Raw genomic sequence first — 15,377 nt, forward strand, 5'->3', positions numbered from 1 at the left:
CCGTGGGGCCCTTCCGGCTCACCGGTCAGAGGTTGGAGAAGTCCGGGCCCTTGGTCCGGGTCCGCTTGATCTCGTAGAAGCCCGGCACCGAGGCCACCGCCAGGGTGCCGTCCCAGAGGCGGGCGGCCTCCTCGCCCTTGGGGGCCGGGGTGACGACGGGGCCGAAGAAGGCGAGCTGCTCGCCGTCGGGGCCGGGGACGGCGATGACCGGGGTGCCGACGTCCTGGCCGACCTTGTCGATGCCCTCCTTGTGGGAGGCGCGCAGCTCGGCGTCGAACTCGAAGTCCTTCTGCTCGGCGTAGTCGATGAGGTCGGCGGGCAGGCCGACGTCCGCGAGGGCGCCGGCGATGGCCTCCAGGGTCGGGCCCTCGCCGTTGTTGTGGAAGCGGGTGCCGAGGGCGGTGTAGAGCGGGCCGAGGACGGCGTCGCCGTGCTTCTGCCAGGCCGCGGTGACCACGCGCACCGGCTGCCACGCCTTGGTGGCGAGCATCTCGCGGTACTCCTCGGGCAGTTCGTCGAGCTTGTCCTCGTTGAGGACGGCGAGGCTCATGACATGCCAGCGCACCTCGATGTTGCGGACCTTCTCCACTTCCAGCACCCAGCGCGAGGTCATCCAGGCCCACGGGCACAGCGGGTCGAACCAGAAGTCGACGGGGGTCTTGTCCGACATGTCTCTCCTCAGGAGGGTTGCTTCACCGGTCAACGTCCAGAGGAACATCCGTCGTCGCCCCACCCATTCCCTGCTGTTGCGTGTCAGGTGCACATGGCAGGATCGGCCCTGTTCAGCATTCGAGACGCCCTGAGGGAGAACCGCCCGTGCCCGGTGAGAATCTGTCCCGCGACGAGGCCCGGGAGCGGGCCGCGCTGCTGTCCGTCGACGGCTACGACGTCTCGCTCGACCTGCGTTCCGCGGTGGGCGAGCACAGCGGGGACGGGCCGCGCACGTTCCGGTCCGTGACGACGCTCCGGTTCCGCTGCGCCGAGCCCGGCGCGAGCAGCTTCGCGGATCTGATCGCGCCGAGTGTGACGGCCGTCTCCCTCAACGGCCGGGATCTGGACCCGGGTGAGGTGTTCGACGGCTCGCGGATCCTGCTGGAGGACCTGGCCGCGGACAACGAGCTGGTCGTGGACGCCCAGTGCGCCTACTCGCGTACCGGTGAGGGCCTGCACCGCTTCGTCGACCCCGAGGACGGCGAGGTGTACCTCTACACCCAGTACGAGCCGGCCGACTCGCGCCGGGTGTTCGCGAACTTCGAGCAGCCCGACCTCAAGGCCCCCTTCCGCTTCGAGGTGCGCGCGCCCGAGGGCTGGACGGTGTGGAGCAACGGGGAGGGCCGGCAGGCGGACGGCGTGTGGCGGTTCGCGGAGACGAAGCCGATCTCGACGTACATCACCTGTGTGGTGGCGGGCCCGTACCACTACGTCACGGACTCCTACACGCGCACGTTCGAGGACGGTACGACGCTTGAGATCCCGCTGGGCGCGATGTGCCGCAAGGGTCTGGCACCGCACTTCGACGCGGACGACGTGTTCCTGGTCACCAAGCAGGGCCTGGACTTCTTCCACGACCACTTCGACTACCCGTACCCGTTCGGGAAGTACGACCAGGCGTTCGTGCCGGAGTACAACCTCGGCGCGATGGAGAACCCGGGTCTGGTGACCTTCCGCGAGGAGTACATCTTCCGCGGCAAGGTGACGAGGGCGTCCTACGAGGCGCGGGCCAACGTCGTCCTGCACGAGATGGCGCACATGTGGTTCGGCGACCTGGTCACCATGGAGTGGTGGGACGACCTGTGGCTGAAGGAGTCCTTCGCGGACTTCATGGGGTCCTTCTCGCTGGTGGGCGCGACCCGGTTCACCGACGGCTGGATCACCTTCGCCAACCGCCGCAAGGCGTGGGCCTACCGGGCCGACCAGCTGCCCTCCACGCACCCCATCACCGCGGACATCCGTGACCTCCAGGACGCCAAGCTCAACTTCGACGGCATCACGTACGCCAAGGGCGCCTCGGTGCTCAAGCAGCTGGTGGCGTACGTCGGTCAGGACGCGTTCCTGGAGGGTGCGCGGCGCTACTTCAAGCGCAACGCGTACGGCAACACGCGCCTGGGCGACCTGCTGTCGGTGCTGGAGGAGACCAGCGGGCGGGACATGGGCGCGTGGGCGCGGTCCTGGCTGCAGACGGCGGGCGTGAACTCGCTGACGCCGCAGGTGCTGCTGACGGCGGACGGCAGGATCGACGAGCTGGCGGTGGTGCAGGAGGCGCCCGAGTCCCACCCGGAGCTGCGGCCGCACCGGGTGGCGATCGGCCTGTACCGGCGGACCGAGAACGCGGAGGGCTACCCGGCGCTGGAGCGGTACGCGCGGGTGGAGACGGACGTCGACGGGGCGCGGACGGTCGTGGCGGAGCTGGCGGGGGCCGAGGCGCCGGATCTGGTGCTGGTCAACGACGACGACCTGACGTACTGCAAGACGCGGTTCGACGAGACCTCGCTGGCGGCGCTGCGGCGGAGCCTGGGGTACATGACGGACCCGCTGGCGCGGGCGCTGTGCTGGTCGGCGCTGTGGAACATGACGCGGGACGCGCTGCTGCCGGCGCGGGAGTTCATCGCGCTGGTGGTGAAGTTCGCGGGCCAGGAGACGGACATCGGCGTGCTGCAGATGCTGCACGCGTGGGCGGAGTCGGCGGCCGTGCACTACAGCGCGCCGCAGCGGCGGGAGGAGGCCGGGCGGGAGCTCTCCCAGCTGGCCTCGGTCCAGCTGTACGCCGCCGAGCCGGGCAGTGAGCACCAGCTGGCGTGGGCGCGGTTCTTCGCGCGGGTGGCCGATGTGCCGGCCGCGTTCGAGCTGCTGACCTCGCTGCTGGACGGCACGGTGACGCTGCCGGGTCTGGAGGTGGACCAGGAGCTGCGCTGGGCGTTCCTGGAGCCGCTCGCGGCGCACGAGGTGATCGGCGAGAAGGAGCTGGCCGAGGAGCTCGCGCGGGACGACACCGCCTCCGGCAAGCGGCACCAGGTGCGCCTCCTGGCCGCGCGGCCGCAGGCGGCGGTCAAGGCGCAGGCGTGGGCGCGGGTGGTGGAGTCCGACGAGCTGTCCAACGCGCTGGTGGAGGCGACGATCGCCGGGTTCGCGCAGCCGTCCCAGCGTCAGCTGACGGCGCCGTACACGGACCGGTACTTCGCGGCGATCGAGCGGGTGTGGAACGAGCGCTCGATCCAGATCGGCATGGACGTCGTCCGCGGCCTCTTCCCCTCCTACCAGGACTCGCCGGAGACCCTGGCGGCCACGGACGCCTGGCTGGAGTCCCACCCGGACGCCGCCCCGGCCCTGCGCCGCCTGGTCCTGGAGTCCCGCGACGACCTGGCACGCGCGCTGCGCGGCCAGGCGTGCGACGCGGCGGCGGCCGGGGACTGACGAGGGCGATCTCTGGCCATGGATTCGGCCGACGGTGACCGTTACCGAATCCGGGCACGGAAACCCGTAACCCCTGGTCCGCACCCGAATGGACCAGGGGTTTTCCGTGCCTACTCGGCACCCGAACACCCGTCCTTTAGTGCAGGCTTGTCCGCATTTGTCGACGAGCGTGTAACAGCGGTTAAGGGTGGGATCAGGGGCGGGAATCTCCCCGGCATGAACCACAACACCCCGCTCTCCCCCCGCCCCCTGCGCCACCTGTCCCAGGTGCACCGCCGTGTGCTGACCGCCGCGCAGCTCCGCAGCCACGGGGTCACGGCCGCAGAGGTGAGCGAGCAGTGCCGCGCCGGCGGACCCTGGCAGCAGATCCTGCCGGGGGTGTTCCTGCTCCACCCCGGCCCGCCGACCAGCGAGGAGCGGCTGCACGCGGTGCTGTTGTACACGGCGCGCGAGACGCCGAAGGCCGGTGTGCCGACGCAGCCCGGTGCCGACGAGCCGCACCGGCCCGGCTACACCGAGGCGATGATCACCGGCCTGGCGGCGCTGAACCTGCACGGCTTCTCGGCCGCCCCGCCGCTGACCGCCCTGGAGCGGATCGACGTCCTGGTGCCGCGGCTGCGCCGGCTGCGCTCGACGGGCTGCGTCAGCATCGTGCGCACGCCCGCCCTGCCCGTCCCCTGCCAGATCACCGGGCTGCCGGTGGCGCCGGTGCCGCGGGCGCTGGCCGACGCGGTGGCCCGGCTGTCGGACGCGAGCGCGGTGCGGCGGCTGCTGACGGAGGCGGTGCGCGGCGGCCACTGCGAGCCGGCGTCGGTGGTGCGCGAGCTGAACCAGGCCCGGCTGCTGGGCCGCCCGCACGTGGTGGACGCGGTGGACTCGCTGCTCGCCGAGGGCCGGGCCATCGCGGAGGACCGGCTGTACCGGATGGTCCGCGAGTACGGCCTGCCGGACCCGGTGTGGAACGTCGACCTGCGGCTGCCGGGCGGCCCGCACCTGGGCGGGGTGGACGCCTACTGGCCCGAGCAGGCGGTGGCCGTGGAGCTCGACACCCGCGCTCCGCGCCAGGACGAGGACGCCCTGTGGTCGGAGTACGCCCGTAAGCGCGAGCACCTGGAGCGGCTCGGGATCACGGTCGTGCACGTCACGCCCAAGAAGCTGCGGGACGCGATGGAGCAGCAGGCCACCGTGGTGCGTACGGCGCTGATGGCGTCCGGCGACCGCGATCCGGCCGCGTATGTCGTGGTGCTGCCCCGGTAGTGCTGCCGGGGACCGCATCAGGAGGGGAGAGGAGGGGCCGCCGGGTCGTACCGGGCGGCCCCTCCTCATGTCTCCGCGGGGGTCACGAGCCGCCGCAGAACTCCGCCTCGATCACGGCCTGGCTGTCCCCCGCCCAGTCGCCGTTGAAGTTGAAGGCGAGCGAGTGCCGGCCGTCCGCCGTGGTCACCGCCTCCGAGATCGAGCCGTGGATGCCGCCGCCGTGGCCCCAGACGTGGACGCCGCAGCTCAGTTCGCGGTCGACGAGGCCGAGGCCGTAGCGGGCGCCGGGGAACTCGTCGGCCTTCACCGTGGTCTTCATCTCCTTCAGCTGCTCCGGCGGCAGCAGCCGTCCGCCGAGCAGGGCCCGGTAGAAGCGGCCCAGGTCGGCCGAGTCCGAGATCATCTCGCCGGCCGCGTGGGCGAGGGACGGGTTGAGCTCGGTGACGTCGTACGTCGGTCCGGTCGGCTTCTCGGCGAGCTTGCCGTAGGCGCGGCTGCTGGGGGCGGGGAGGGTGACGCGGGTGCCGGGGACCGAGGTGGCCGTCAGGCGGAGGGGTTCGATGATCCGGTCGCGGACCTCGGCGCCGTAGGGGCGTCCGGTGACCTTCTCGACGACCAGGCCGGCCAGGACGTAGTTGGTGTTGGAGTAGCCCCAGTCGGTGCCGGGCGCGAAGTCGGGCCGGTGCCGCATCGCGACGGCGACGAGGCCGGCCGGGGTCTGGGTGTCGTAGCGGTGCTTGAGGAAGCCGTCCCTGAGGAAGTAGGTGCGGCCGAAGTCCTCGTCGGAGGTGTAGTCGTAGATCCCGCTGGTGTGGTTGAGGAGCTGCCGCACGGTGATCCGGGAGCCGTCGTGGCCGTTGCCGCGGACCAGGCCGGGCAGCCACCGCTCCACGGAGTCGTCGAGCGACAGGCGCCGCTCCGCCTCCAGCTGGAGCAGCACGGTGGCGACGAAGGTCTTGGTGATGCTGCCGACGCGGTACTTGTCCGCCGCCGAACGCGGCGCTCCGGTGCGCAGGTCGCCCGTGCCGACGGCCGCCCGCCAGGTGATGCGGCCGTCCCGCGCGGCGGCGGTGACGCCGGGGACGCCGTCGCGCACGGCGGCGCGCATCGCGTCGTACGTCGCCTGCTGGCGCTGGTGCCGTGCGGTGGTGGACGCGGGCGCGTGTGCGGGTGCGGCCAGGGCAGGTGCGGCCAGGGCCATGGACAGGGCGGCGGCGGTCGCCGCGACCAGGGCGATGCGCGTCCGTCGTGCTCGTACGGTCATGTCGTGCTCCCCCTTCTCGCCGGCCCCGCCCGTCGAGGCGGGCCGGAGATCGGCTCGGTCGGGGGGAATAACCCGGGAAGCGGGGTGAAGGTTGCCCTGCCTCGCCCCGGTTGAGCGCCTTTCGGCCGATCGCCGCCGGGCGTCAGCCCCTGCCCCCGGCCGGACGTTCGCGCCACAGCCGCAGGGCGATGTCGACGAGCGCGATGCGCCGCAGGTCCGGCACCGCGCCGAGGTCGTGCCAGGCGGCGAGGTCGGTGGAACCGCCGGTCTCGGGGCGCAGTTCGCCACCGGTCACGCGCCCCTCGTAGACGATCCGCACGCCGTGGTGGTCGACCGGGCGGCGCAGGCGGCGGGGCCGCTCGAGGCGGTGGGAGTGCACGCCGAGGAGGCCGGTGACCTCGATGCGGTAACCGGTCTCCTCGGCGACTTCGCGCCGGACGGTGTCGTAGGGGTCCTCGCCGTGCTCCATGCCGCCGCCGGGCAGCACCCACTCCGGGACACCGTCGTCGTTCGCCGAGCGGGCGAGCAGGAGCCGGCCGTCCCGTACGCACACGGCGTAGGCCGCCACCCTCAATCTCCTTCGCATCCTGGGACGTTAGCGCGCCGGTACGGGGTTGGCGGGCGAGTACAGCGGTGCGGACCAGCGCAGCGGTACGGCCGCGGGTGTCTCGATCACCTCCCTCGGGGTGAAGCGGACCGTGCGGGTGCCGTCCGCGGCGATGTCGGTGCGGGCCTCGCCGGTCAGGCGCAGGGCGGTGCCGTGGGTCCAGTCGAGGAACAGCAGGCCCGCGCGGGGGTCGGCGGCGAGGTTGCCGAGGGTGAGGAACATGGAGTTGCCGGGGTAGTCCCGCCAGGCCAGTTCGCGTGGGGAGACGACCTCGACGAAGCCGGGGTTGCCGCCGCGGTGACTGGCGTCGGCGCCGCCGGAGTGGACGGTGGCCAGGAAGAAGGTGTCGGCCGCCGCGACGAACGCCGCCTGGTCCCCGGTCAGTTCGGTGCCGTGCCGGGCGGGGCCGGGGGCGCGGTCGGGCACGACCTCGTAGGACTCCCGTTTCTGCAGGTACTTCGGGCAGTTGGAGAAGACCCGGTCGGCGTCGATCGCGATGCCGCGCACGGAGGGCCGGATGCGGCCGTTGAGACGCATCCGGCGGCGGGTGCGCGGATCGAGGGTGAGGGTGCCGACGGGGGTGCCGGGGGAGGTGAGGGCCGTGGCGAGCGGGTCGGCCGGGCCGGGGCGGGCCGCTACCGAGACGGTGTGCGGGCCGGTGGCGCGGGCGAAGCCGGGCTCGCCGGTCAGCGGGGAGGCCCAGACGGTGCCGGTGGCCGGGTCGGCCGCTCCGGCGATCAGCAGCGGCTGGCGCTCCAGGAAGGCCGCGGCCACCGGTTTGATGCCGGGTCCGATGGAGCGGCCGACGTGGTCGGCGAGTTCGCGCACGCCGAGCCGGTCCTGCAGGGCGCGCGAGCCCGCGTGGTAGACGGTCATGGCGTCACCGGTCGAGGCTCTAGAAGAAGCCGCAGGTGGGGGCGGACTCGGCGGGCGCGGGGGCGTCCTCGGCGCCGGTCGGCACGGAGATCTCCAGGCGGGTGCCGTCCGGGTCGTGGAAGAAGATGCCGCCGGACGCGGCGCCCTCGCGGTGGGCGACCACGCCGTCGTAGGCGAAGTCGACACCGTAGGACTTCAGGGCCCGCTCGTACTCCCGGACCCGGTCGATGGACTCCGCCTCGAAGGCCAGGTGGTGCAGTCCGGCGCGGCCGGTGTCGAAGGGCTCGCCCGCCTGCTGCCAGAGGGTGAGCAGCAGCCGGCCGTCCTGGCCGAGGAAGGCATGACGGCGGCCCTCCTCCTTGCCCTCGCCGAGCAGGGCGAAGCCGAGGACGTCCCGGTAGAAGGCGAGGGAGCGGTCGAGGTCGGTGACGTTCAGGCCGATGTGTCCGGTGTGCAGGGCGGTGCTGGTCATGGCTGTCCCCTTCGGCTGGCTCAGATGTTCTCTAACCTGTGTTCATGACATTAGTGGTTAGAATCGAGGGGTGTCAACCGGTCACGTACTCTTGAGCGGTTAGCGCGAAGGGAGCCCCACATGCCCGCAGACCCCCGCCCCCTCACCGGCGAGCCGCTCGCCCTGGACCTGCTGAACACCCGGTGGGTGCACGACGGGCAGCTCCAGGACCTGCTGACCGGCACCGACGGGCTCGCGGTGTGGCTGGCGGCGAACGGGCTCGAGGACCGGTTCGCGGCGGACGAGGCGACCCTCGGGCACACCCTGCGGGCGCGGGACGCGCTGAAGGCGGCGGTGGACGGCACGCTCGCCGAGGGCGCCGCCGCGGTGGACGCGGTGCTCGCGCACGGGCGGATCCGGCCGACCCTCGGCGCGGACGGCCCCGGCGAGCGGCCCGAGTTCGCCGACCCCGCCTGGGGGCCGGCCTGGCTGGCCGCCCGCAACTATCTGGAGCTGCTCGCCACCGCACCCGACCGCATCCGCGCCTGCGCCCACGACGCCTGTGTCCTGCACTTCTTCGACACCTCGCGCAACGGCACCCGGCGCTGGTGCTCGATGGCGGTCTGCGGCAACCGCGCGAAGGCGTCCCGGCACTACGCGCGCGGCAAGGACACCTGAGCGCAAACGGACGCCAGCGGACCAATCACCGCACACCGCATAGCGGGTTTTCCCCACACATCCATTTCGGTTCGGTCAACTCTCCCCAAAAAGCAGTCCCTTGCGTAAGGCTGAGCGGTCGTCCGGGAGCGCATTCCGGATGCTCGATCCTTTACGTCCTTTACGTGCAAGGGATGCCGATGACCAACCACCCCCAGCGCGACTCCATATCGGCCACCAGACGCACGGCTCGCATAGCCGTCGCCGCGGGTCTGGTGGCCGCTCTGTGCGCGCCGATCCCCGTCGCCTTCGCCGACGACAACGGCCCCGCCGCCGCCGACCCCGGCGTCAAGTCCGCCCAGGCCAAGCTGGGCACCGACGACGCCGACCTGCTCGCCGAGGCCAAGGCCGACGGCGAGAAGACGGTCACGATGATGGTCGCGACCGCGCCCGGCCAGACCGAGCAGGTCGCCCGGCAGCTGGACTCCGTCGAGGGCGGCCTGGTGGGCCGTACCCACGACGAGCTCGGCTACGTCCGGGCCACCGTCCCCACCGCGAAGGCGGACGCGGCCATCGCCGCCGCCGCCAAGCTCTCCTCCGTGCACGGCATCGACCTGCGCCAGGAGATCGCGCTGGACGACCCGACCCCGGCCGCCGACCGCTCCAAGGGCGCCCCGGCCGCCACGGCGGGCAGCTACCCGGCACCGGGCAAGGACACCCCGGCCGAGAACCCGTACAACCCGTCCTTCGAGACCGGTGCCGTCGAGTTCGTCGAGGACCACCCGAAGGCGGACGGCCGCGGCATCACCATCGGCATCCTGGACTCGGGTGTGGACCTCGGCCACCCCGCGCTGCAGAAGACCACCACCGGCGAGCGCAAGATCGTCGACTGGGTCACCGCGACCGACCCGGTCGCCGACGGCGACGGCACCTGGCGCCGGATGACCACCTCGGTGGCCGGTCCCACCTTCGCCATCACCACCCCGGCGCTGGGCACCGAGACGTTCAAGGCGCCCGAGGGCTCCTACCGGTTCAACTACTTCTCCGAGTCGGCCACCATCGGCGGCGACATGGACGGGGACATGAACCGCGACGGCGACAAGACGGACGTCTGGGGCGTGCTGTACGACGCCGCCGCGGGCACCGTGCGCGTCGACCTGAACGACAACCTCGACTTCACCGACGACGAGGCCATGAAGCCGTACAAGGACGGCTTCCAGGTCGGCTGGTTCGGCACGGACAACCCGGCGACCGCGATCGCCGAGCGCATCCCGTTCGTGGTCGAGATCCGCAAGGACGTCGTCTACAACGCCTCCGGCGCCAAGGCCGACTACGTCAGCATCGGTGTCATCGAGGGCTCGCACGGCACCCACGTGGCCGGCATCACCGCCGCCAACGGCCTGTTCGGCGGCGAGATGAACGGTGCCGCCCCCGGCGCCAAGCTGGTCTCCTCGCGCGCCTGCACCTGGAGCGGCGGCTGCACCAACGTCGCGCTCACCGAGGGCATGATCGACCTCGTCACCAAGCGCGGTGTCGACATCGTCAACATGTCGATCGGCGGCCTGCCGGCGCTGAACGACGGCAACAACGCGCGCGCCGAGCTCTACACCCGTCTCATCGACGAGTACGGCGTCCAGCTGGTGATCTCCGCGGGCAACTCCGGCCCCGGCACCAACACCATCGGCGACCCGAGCCTGGCGAACAAGGTCATCTCCGTCGGCGCCTCCATCTCCAAGGAGACCTGGGCCGCCAACTACGGCTCGGCCGTGGAGAAGCCGTACGCGATGATGCCGTTCTCCTCGCGCGGCCCGCGTGAGGACGGCGGGTTCACGCCGACCCTGGTCGCGCCCGGCGCCGCCATCAACACCACCCAGACCTGGTCGCCCGGCGGCCCGGTCACCGAGGCGGGCTACCAGCTGCCGCCCGGCTACTCCATGCTCCAGGGCACCTCGATGGCCTCCCCGCAGGCCGCCGGCGCCTCCGCGCTGCTGCTGTCCGCCGCCAAGCGCAAGGGCATCGAGCTGACCCCGGCCACCCTGCGCACCGCGCTGACCTCGACCGCCGACCACATCCCCGGTGTGCAGGCATACGAGGAGGGCGCCGGCCTGATCAACATCGAGGACGCCTGGGAGGCGATCCTCGACGGCGCCAAGGCCCACGAGTACACGGTCAAGGCGCCGGTCGACACCGCGATCGACCAGTTCCTGAAGACCCCGGGCCACGGCACCGGCCTCTACGACCGTGAGGGCGGCCTGAAGGCCGGCCAGAAGAAGACGTACGAGATCACGATCACCCGTACGACGGGCGCCGACCGTGCGATCCGGCACGAGCTGCACTTCGAGAACAACGCGGGCCGCACCTTCCGTATCGTCGGCTCCGACGAGGTCAGCCTGCCGCTGAACCAGCCGGTCACCGTCAAGGTCGAGGCCGCGCCGCGCTCCGCCGGTATCAAGAGCGCGATCCTGGAGGTCGACGACCCGCGCACCGAGGGCATCGACAAGCAGGTCCTGTCCACGGTCGTGGTCTCGGCGCCGCTGAACCACACCTGGTCGACGTCCTCCTCGGTCCAGCGCAACAGCCACAAGTCCTACTTCGTGACCGTGCCCGAGGGCGCGAAGTCGCTGGAGGTGGCGATCGGCGGCCTGGCCGACAAGAGCCAGACCCGCTTCATCGCCATCCACCCCTACGGTGTCCCGTCCGACCCGACCGGCACCCCGAACTGCTACAACAACTACAACAACGGCAACGGCTGCCGCCCCGACGTGCGCTCGTACGCCGACCCGCAGCCCGGCGTCTGGGAGATCGAGGTCGAGTCGCGTCGCACCTCGCCGCTGCTGGACAACCCGTTCACGCTGGACGTCGCCGTCCTCGGCGCGGCCTTCGAGCCGGAGACCGTGACCGTGCCCGAGGCCAAGGTCGGCACCCCGGCCGCCGCCTCCTGGAAGGTGACCAACAGCTTCGCCGCGATCGACGGCAAGCTGGTCGGCGGCCCGCTGGGCTCGTCGAAGACCGCCCGCCCGACCATCAAGACCGGCGAGTCCCACACCTCCACGGTCGTGGTGCCCGAGGGCGCGACCTCGCTGGACGTCGCCATCGGAGGCGTCTCGGACGCGGGGGCCGACCTGGACCTCTACGTGTACGACGCCTCCGGCAAGGAGGTCGGCAACGACGCGGACGGCGACTCGGAGGAGTCCGTCTCCCTCGCCAAGCCGGCCGCCGGTACGTACACCGTGAAGGTCGTGGGCTACGCGGTCCCCTCCGGCTCCACCGCCTACGACTACCGTGACGTGTTCTTCTCCGCCGCCCTGGGCTCCGTCTCCGTGGACGGCACCGGCGCGGTCCAGCTGGGCACGGGCGCCTCGGCGACCGTCTCCGGCAGCGTCACGGCGGCCGCCCCGGCGCCCGAGGGCCGGGAGTTCTTCGGCCAGGTGTCGCTGGTCAACGCGCGCGGCACGGTCGCGGGCGTGGGCAGTGTGAAGATCGAGAAGGTCACGCCGTGACGGCCTGACGCTTCCGTGGGGGGCGGGTGTCCGGGAGGGCGCCCGCCCCCTTTCTCGTGGGTCACCGGCAGGTGATCGCGCGGGACTTCGGCAGCGCCTCGGTGATCCAGGCGCGGGTGCGGGCGACGTCCTCGGCGCCGACGCTCCAGATGTCGGGCGCGGCGGAGCGGGCCGGGACGCCGATCAGCGTGTGGTCGCCGACGCGCAGCCGGGGATCCGCGTCCCGTGGCATGACGACGCTGATCACGGACTGGCCCCGGGCCGGCTTGAGGTACCGGGTGACGCGCAGGGTGATGCTGTCGTGCCCGGTGCCGGGGACGGGGTCCACGGCGGTGACGTCGCCCTCGACGATGAGCCGGGCGCAGGCGACGTAGCCGGGGGCGCTGTGCCCGGTGACGTCCTGCCCGCCGCCGGTGTCCGGCAGGGCCTCGCCGCCGCTCTTCTGACCGGCGGCCGAGCTGCCGCCGTCGGCCGCGCCCATCCCGTCCTCCGACCGCACGACGAGCCAGCCCAGCAGGGAGACCATGCCGACGGCGCAGGCGACGCCGACCACGCGGACCCCGAGGACGAAGGGGCGGCGCCGGCGCACGGGGACCGGGACGGGCGCGGGCCGGGGTGCGGGCCGGGGATCAGGACCCGCCAGGGCCTGTCCCAGCAGCCCCAACTGCTCGCGCAGCAGCGCCACATCGGCCTCGGCCGTGCGGTGGGCGGCCAGGAAGGCGGCGTCGGCGCGGGCCTCGTCCGGCAGCGGTTCGCCGGTGATGACGGCCATCAGCGGGTCGGGGCCGCCGCCGTCGAGGCCCTCGCCTCCGTCGAAGCTGTCGTGTTCGACGGTCACGTCACACCACCTCGTCCTCGTGCAGCCGGGCGCGCAGGGCCCGTACCGCCGTGTGCAGCCTGCTCTTGACCGTGCCCTCGGGGATGCCGAGCTCCTCGGCGATCCCGCGGACGGGCAGGTCGGCGTAGAAGCGCAGGACGAGCACCTGCCGCTGGTTGTCGGGCAGCTCGTCCAGGCCCTGCGCGACGGCGAGGGAGAGCAGGCTGGTGTCCTCGCCGGAGGGGTGCTCGTGCTGGCGCAGGGAGGCCAGCCGCTCCCCGAGCCGCTCCTGGCGGCGTTTGGCCCGGTGCCAGTCCATGGCGAGGTTGGAGGCGACCACCGCCGCCCACGCCGAGACGTCCCGCGGGGCCTCGCGGCCGCTCGCGGCCCGCTCCAGCAACCGCAGGCGGACCTGTTGCACCCCGTCCATCAGGTCCGCCTGCGGCACCCCGCCGAGCGCGAGCACCGCCCGCACCCGGCGTTCCTGCGCCGCGTCCAGCGGGTCGTCCACCCCGTGGTCCGCCCCCTGGCCGCGGCGGGCCTTTCTGCGCAGCACAGCCACCCCTCTCCTCGCCGCGTTTCCCCTATGACGCGGACGGGGGCGGAAACGTTCGGACCGATCGCGGAAAAGGGCGCCGGACGGGGAGTCGTACGTCACACCGCAGCCACCGCCGAGGTGAGGTGCCTCTCCCCGAGCGGGGGCGCGCGGCTTCAGGCGCTGGGCGAAAACCTGTCTCCCCCGGCGTGGAGTCGGCGCAACTTCCGGCCCTTACCGCATCTCGGAAGGAATTCTCCACGCCCGCGCGGTCGGCGACCGGACGACCGGGACGCACGGATCACAGGGGTGATCGTCCACCCCTCGGGCAAACGATTGGACACGAACGCCGGGGTCCCCCGCATGATGGAAGGGTCCCGGCCGTCCGGGCACGCACAGGAACGTCACGCAGAGGAGTCCCCGTGAAGGTAGGAATCGTCGGAGCCACCGGCCAGGTCGGCACGGTCATGCGCAGGATCCTCGCCGAGCGGGAGTTCCCGGTCGACGAGCTGCGCCTGTTCGCCTCGGCCCGCTCGGCGGGGACGGTCCTGGACGGCGTGACGGTGGAGGACGCGGCGACGGCCGACTACACCGGCCTGGACATCGTGCTGTTCTCGGCGGGCGGCGCCACCTCCAAGGCACTGGCCGAGAAGGTCGCCTCCCAGGGCGCGGTCGTGATCGACAACTCCTCGGCGTGGCGCAAGGACCCCGAGGTGCCGCTGGTGGTCTCCGAGGTCAACCCGCACGCGATCAAGGACCGCCCCAAGGGGATCATCGCCAACCCGAACTGCACCACGATGGCCGCGATGCCCGTGCTGCGTCCGCTGCACGAGGAGGCCGGCCTCCAGGCGCTGGTCGTCGCCACGTACCAGGCGGTCTCCGGCTCCGGTCTCGCGGGCGTCGCCGAGCTGCACGGCCAGGCGCAGAAGGTGATCGCCGACGCCGACAAGCTGACCCACGACGGCGAGGCCGTGGACTTCCCGGAGCCCGGCGTCTACAAGCGCCCCATCGCCTTCAACGTGCTCCCGCTCGCCGGCAACATCGTCGACGACGGTCTGAACGAGACCGACGAGGAGCAGAAGCTCCGCAACGAGTCCCGCAAGATCCTGGAGATCCCCGGTCTGAAGGTCTCCGGCACCTGTGTGCGCGTGCCCGTCTTCTCCGGCCACTCCCTCCAGGTCAACGCCCGCTTCGAGCGTCCGATCAGCCCCGAGCGGGCGACCGAGCTGCTCGCCGGCGCCCCCGGCGTGGTCCTCACCGACATCCCGACCCCGCTCCAGGCGGCGGGCAAGGACGCCTCCTACGTCGGCCGCATCCGCCAGGACGAGACCGTCGAGCACGGCCTCGCCCTGTTCATCTCCAACGACAACCTCCGCAAGGGCGCCGCGCTGAACGCGGTGCAGATCGCGGAGCTGGTCGCCGAGGAGCTGCGCAGCAACCGCTAGGGCCTGCGCACCTCGTAGTAGAAGCAGCCGTACTCGACGGCCCGGACGTGGACCAGCGCCACGGCCGGGTCGTCGAACGCTCTGCGCAGCCCGTCCTCGAAGCCGTCCTCCACCAGCTCCCCGCCGAGAATGTGCCCGTCGGCGGAGTAGCGCCGCAGCACCCGGTGGGCGTTGGTGAAGGGCAGGGCGCCGCCCTGCGGGCCCGGGCACTCCTGCGCGTGGATGAAGACGGGGCCCTGCTCGTCGTACGCCCCCGGACGCGCGCCCGTGCCGGCGGCCCAGCGGCGCAGCGGGGCGTAGGAGACCAGGGCGATCCGCTCCCCCGCCCGGCTGTGGCGCAGGCAGCAGCGCAGCGGGGCGCCGCCCTCCTCGTCGGTGACGGGGACCGTCTCGCGTCCCAGGTCGTCGGCGGAGCGCAGCTCCTTCAGGACCGTCGGCTCGATCGGCCGTGCGATGTACGTCGTCATGCCCTCAGGCTCGCGCGGGGGTGGGCTGCGTACCGGCGGAATACGGACATGGCGCTCCCCGTGCTTCCCCGGCAGAGGGTTTCCCCTCGG

13 protein-coding genes are annotated in these 15,377 nt (G+C 72.3%); 5 read left to right on the plus strand and 8 right to left on the minus strand.

Going from position 1 to position 15,377, the window contains the following annotated elements:
- Window positions 1-25: 25 nt before the first annotated feature.
- On the minus strand, window positions 26-670 hold the full coding sequence (locus ACSU6M_RS11765; RefSeq protein WP_437069364.1) for a mycothiol-dependent nitroreductase Rv2466c family protein: 645 nt from the start codon (window positions 668-670) through the stop codon (window positions 26-28).
- 146 nt (window positions 671-816) lie between these two features.
- Between ACSU6M_RS11765 and pepN the strand changes: the two genes are divergently transcribed.
- On the plus strand, window positions 817-3,411 hold the full coding sequence (gene pepN / locus ACSU6M_RS11770) for an aminopeptidase N (RefSeq protein WP_437069366.1): 2,595 nt from the start codon (window positions 817-819) through the stop codon (window positions 3,409-3,411).
- Window positions 3,412-3,627: 216 nt separating this feature from the next.
- Complete coding sequence (locus ACSU6M_RS11775) at window positions 3,628-4,668, plus strand: hypothetical protein (protein ID WP_437069368.1); 1,041 nt, start codon at window positions 3,628-3,630, stop codon at window positions 4,666-4,668.
- A gap of 82 nt (window positions 4,669-4,750) precedes the next feature.
- On the opposite strand, the gene ACSU6M_RS11780 is transcribed toward ACSU6M_RS11775, so the two are convergent.
- The 4 genes from ACSU6M_RS11780 to ACSU6M_RS11795 form a co-directional block, all read right to left on the minus strand.
- Complete coding sequence (locus tag ACSU6M_RS11780; protein WP_437069370.1) at window positions 4,751-5,932, minus strand: serine hydrolase domain-containing protein; 1,182 nt, start codon at window positions 5,930-5,932, stop codon at window positions 4,751-4,753.
- A 142-nt stretch (window positions 5,933-6,074) separates the two neighbouring features.
- Window positions 6,075-6,518 (minus strand): NUDIX hydrolase, encoded by a 444-nt coding sequence (locus ACSU6M_RS11785; RefSeq protein WP_437069372.1) that lies wholly within the window; start codon window positions 6,516-6,518, stop codon window positions 6,075-6,077.
- Between the two features lie 9 nt (window positions 6,519-6,527).
- Window positions 6,528-7,415, minus strand: coding sequence for a pyridoxamine 5'-phosphate oxidase family protein (locus ACSU6M_RS11790; RefSeq protein ID WP_437069374.1), 888 nt, complete (start codon window positions 7,413-7,415; stop codon window positions 6,528-6,530).
- Window positions 7,416-7,434: 19 nt separating this feature from the next.
- Entirely contained in the window at window positions 7,435-7,887 is a 453-nt protein-coding gene (locus ACSU6M_RS11795) for a VOC family protein (protein ID WP_437069376.1), read from the minus strand.
- 120 nt (window positions 7,888-8,007) lie between these two features.
- Here ACSU6M_RS11795 and ACSU6M_RS11800 point away from each other — a divergent pair, with 120 nt between their 5' ends.
- Together ACSU6M_RS11800 and ACSU6M_RS11805 are read left to right on the plus strand one after the other, a co-directional pair.
- On the plus strand, window positions 8,008-8,544 hold the full coding sequence (locus ACSU6M_RS11800) for a CGNR zinc finger domain-containing protein (protein WP_437069378.1): 537 nt from the start codon (window positions 8,008-8,010) through the stop codon (window positions 8,542-8,544).
- 179 nt (window positions 8,545-8,723) lie between these two features.
- Window positions 8,724-12,023, plus strand: a complete 3,300-nt coding sequence (locus ACSU6M_RS11805) for a S8 family serine peptidase (RefSeq protein WP_437069379.1) — start codon at window positions 8,724-8,726, stop codon at window positions 12,021-12,023.
- A gap of 61 nt (window positions 12,024-12,084) precedes the next feature.
- Here the strand turns inward: ACSU6M_RS11805 and ACSU6M_RS11810 are convergent, their stop codons facing one another.
- Window positions 12,085-12,861, minus strand: coding sequence for a hypothetical protein (locus ACSU6M_RS11810; protein ID WP_437069381.1), 777 nt, complete (start codon window positions 12,859-12,861; stop codon window positions 12,085-12,087).
- A gap of 1 nt (window position 12,862) precedes the next feature.
- Window positions 12,863-13,402: an RNA polymerase sigma factor gene (locus tag ACSU6M_RS11815; protein WP_437069382.1), complete on the minus strand. Its 540-nt coding sequence runs from the start codon at window positions 13,400-13,402 to the stop codon at window positions 12,863-12,865.
- A gap of 395 nt (window positions 13,403-13,797) precedes the next feature.
- Between ACSU6M_RS11815 and ACSU6M_RS11820 the strand changes: the two genes are divergently transcribed.
- Window positions 13,798-14,820 (plus strand): aspartate-semialdehyde dehydrogenase, encoded by a 1,023-nt coding sequence (locus ACSU6M_RS11820; protein ID WP_437069384.1) that lies wholly within the window; start codon window positions 13,798-13,800, stop codon window positions 14,818-14,820.
- Here the strand turns inward: ACSU6M_RS11820 and ACSU6M_RS11825 are convergent.
- Window positions 14,817-15,287, minus strand: a complete 471-nt coding sequence (locus ACSU6M_RS11825) for a DUF1203 domain-containing protein (protein ID WP_437069386.1) — start codon at window positions 15,285-15,287, stop codon at window positions 14,817-14,819. The two genes, ACSU6M_RS11820 and ACSU6M_RS11825, sit on opposite strands and share 4 nt — an antisense overlap.
- Between the last annotated feature and the right edge of the window lie 90 nt (window positions 15,288-15,377).

It is taken from the genome of Streptomyces sp. enrichment culture, assembly GCF_964272895.1.
GTDB lineage: Bacteria > Actinomycetota > Actinomycetes > Streptomycetales > Streptomycetaceae > Streptomyces.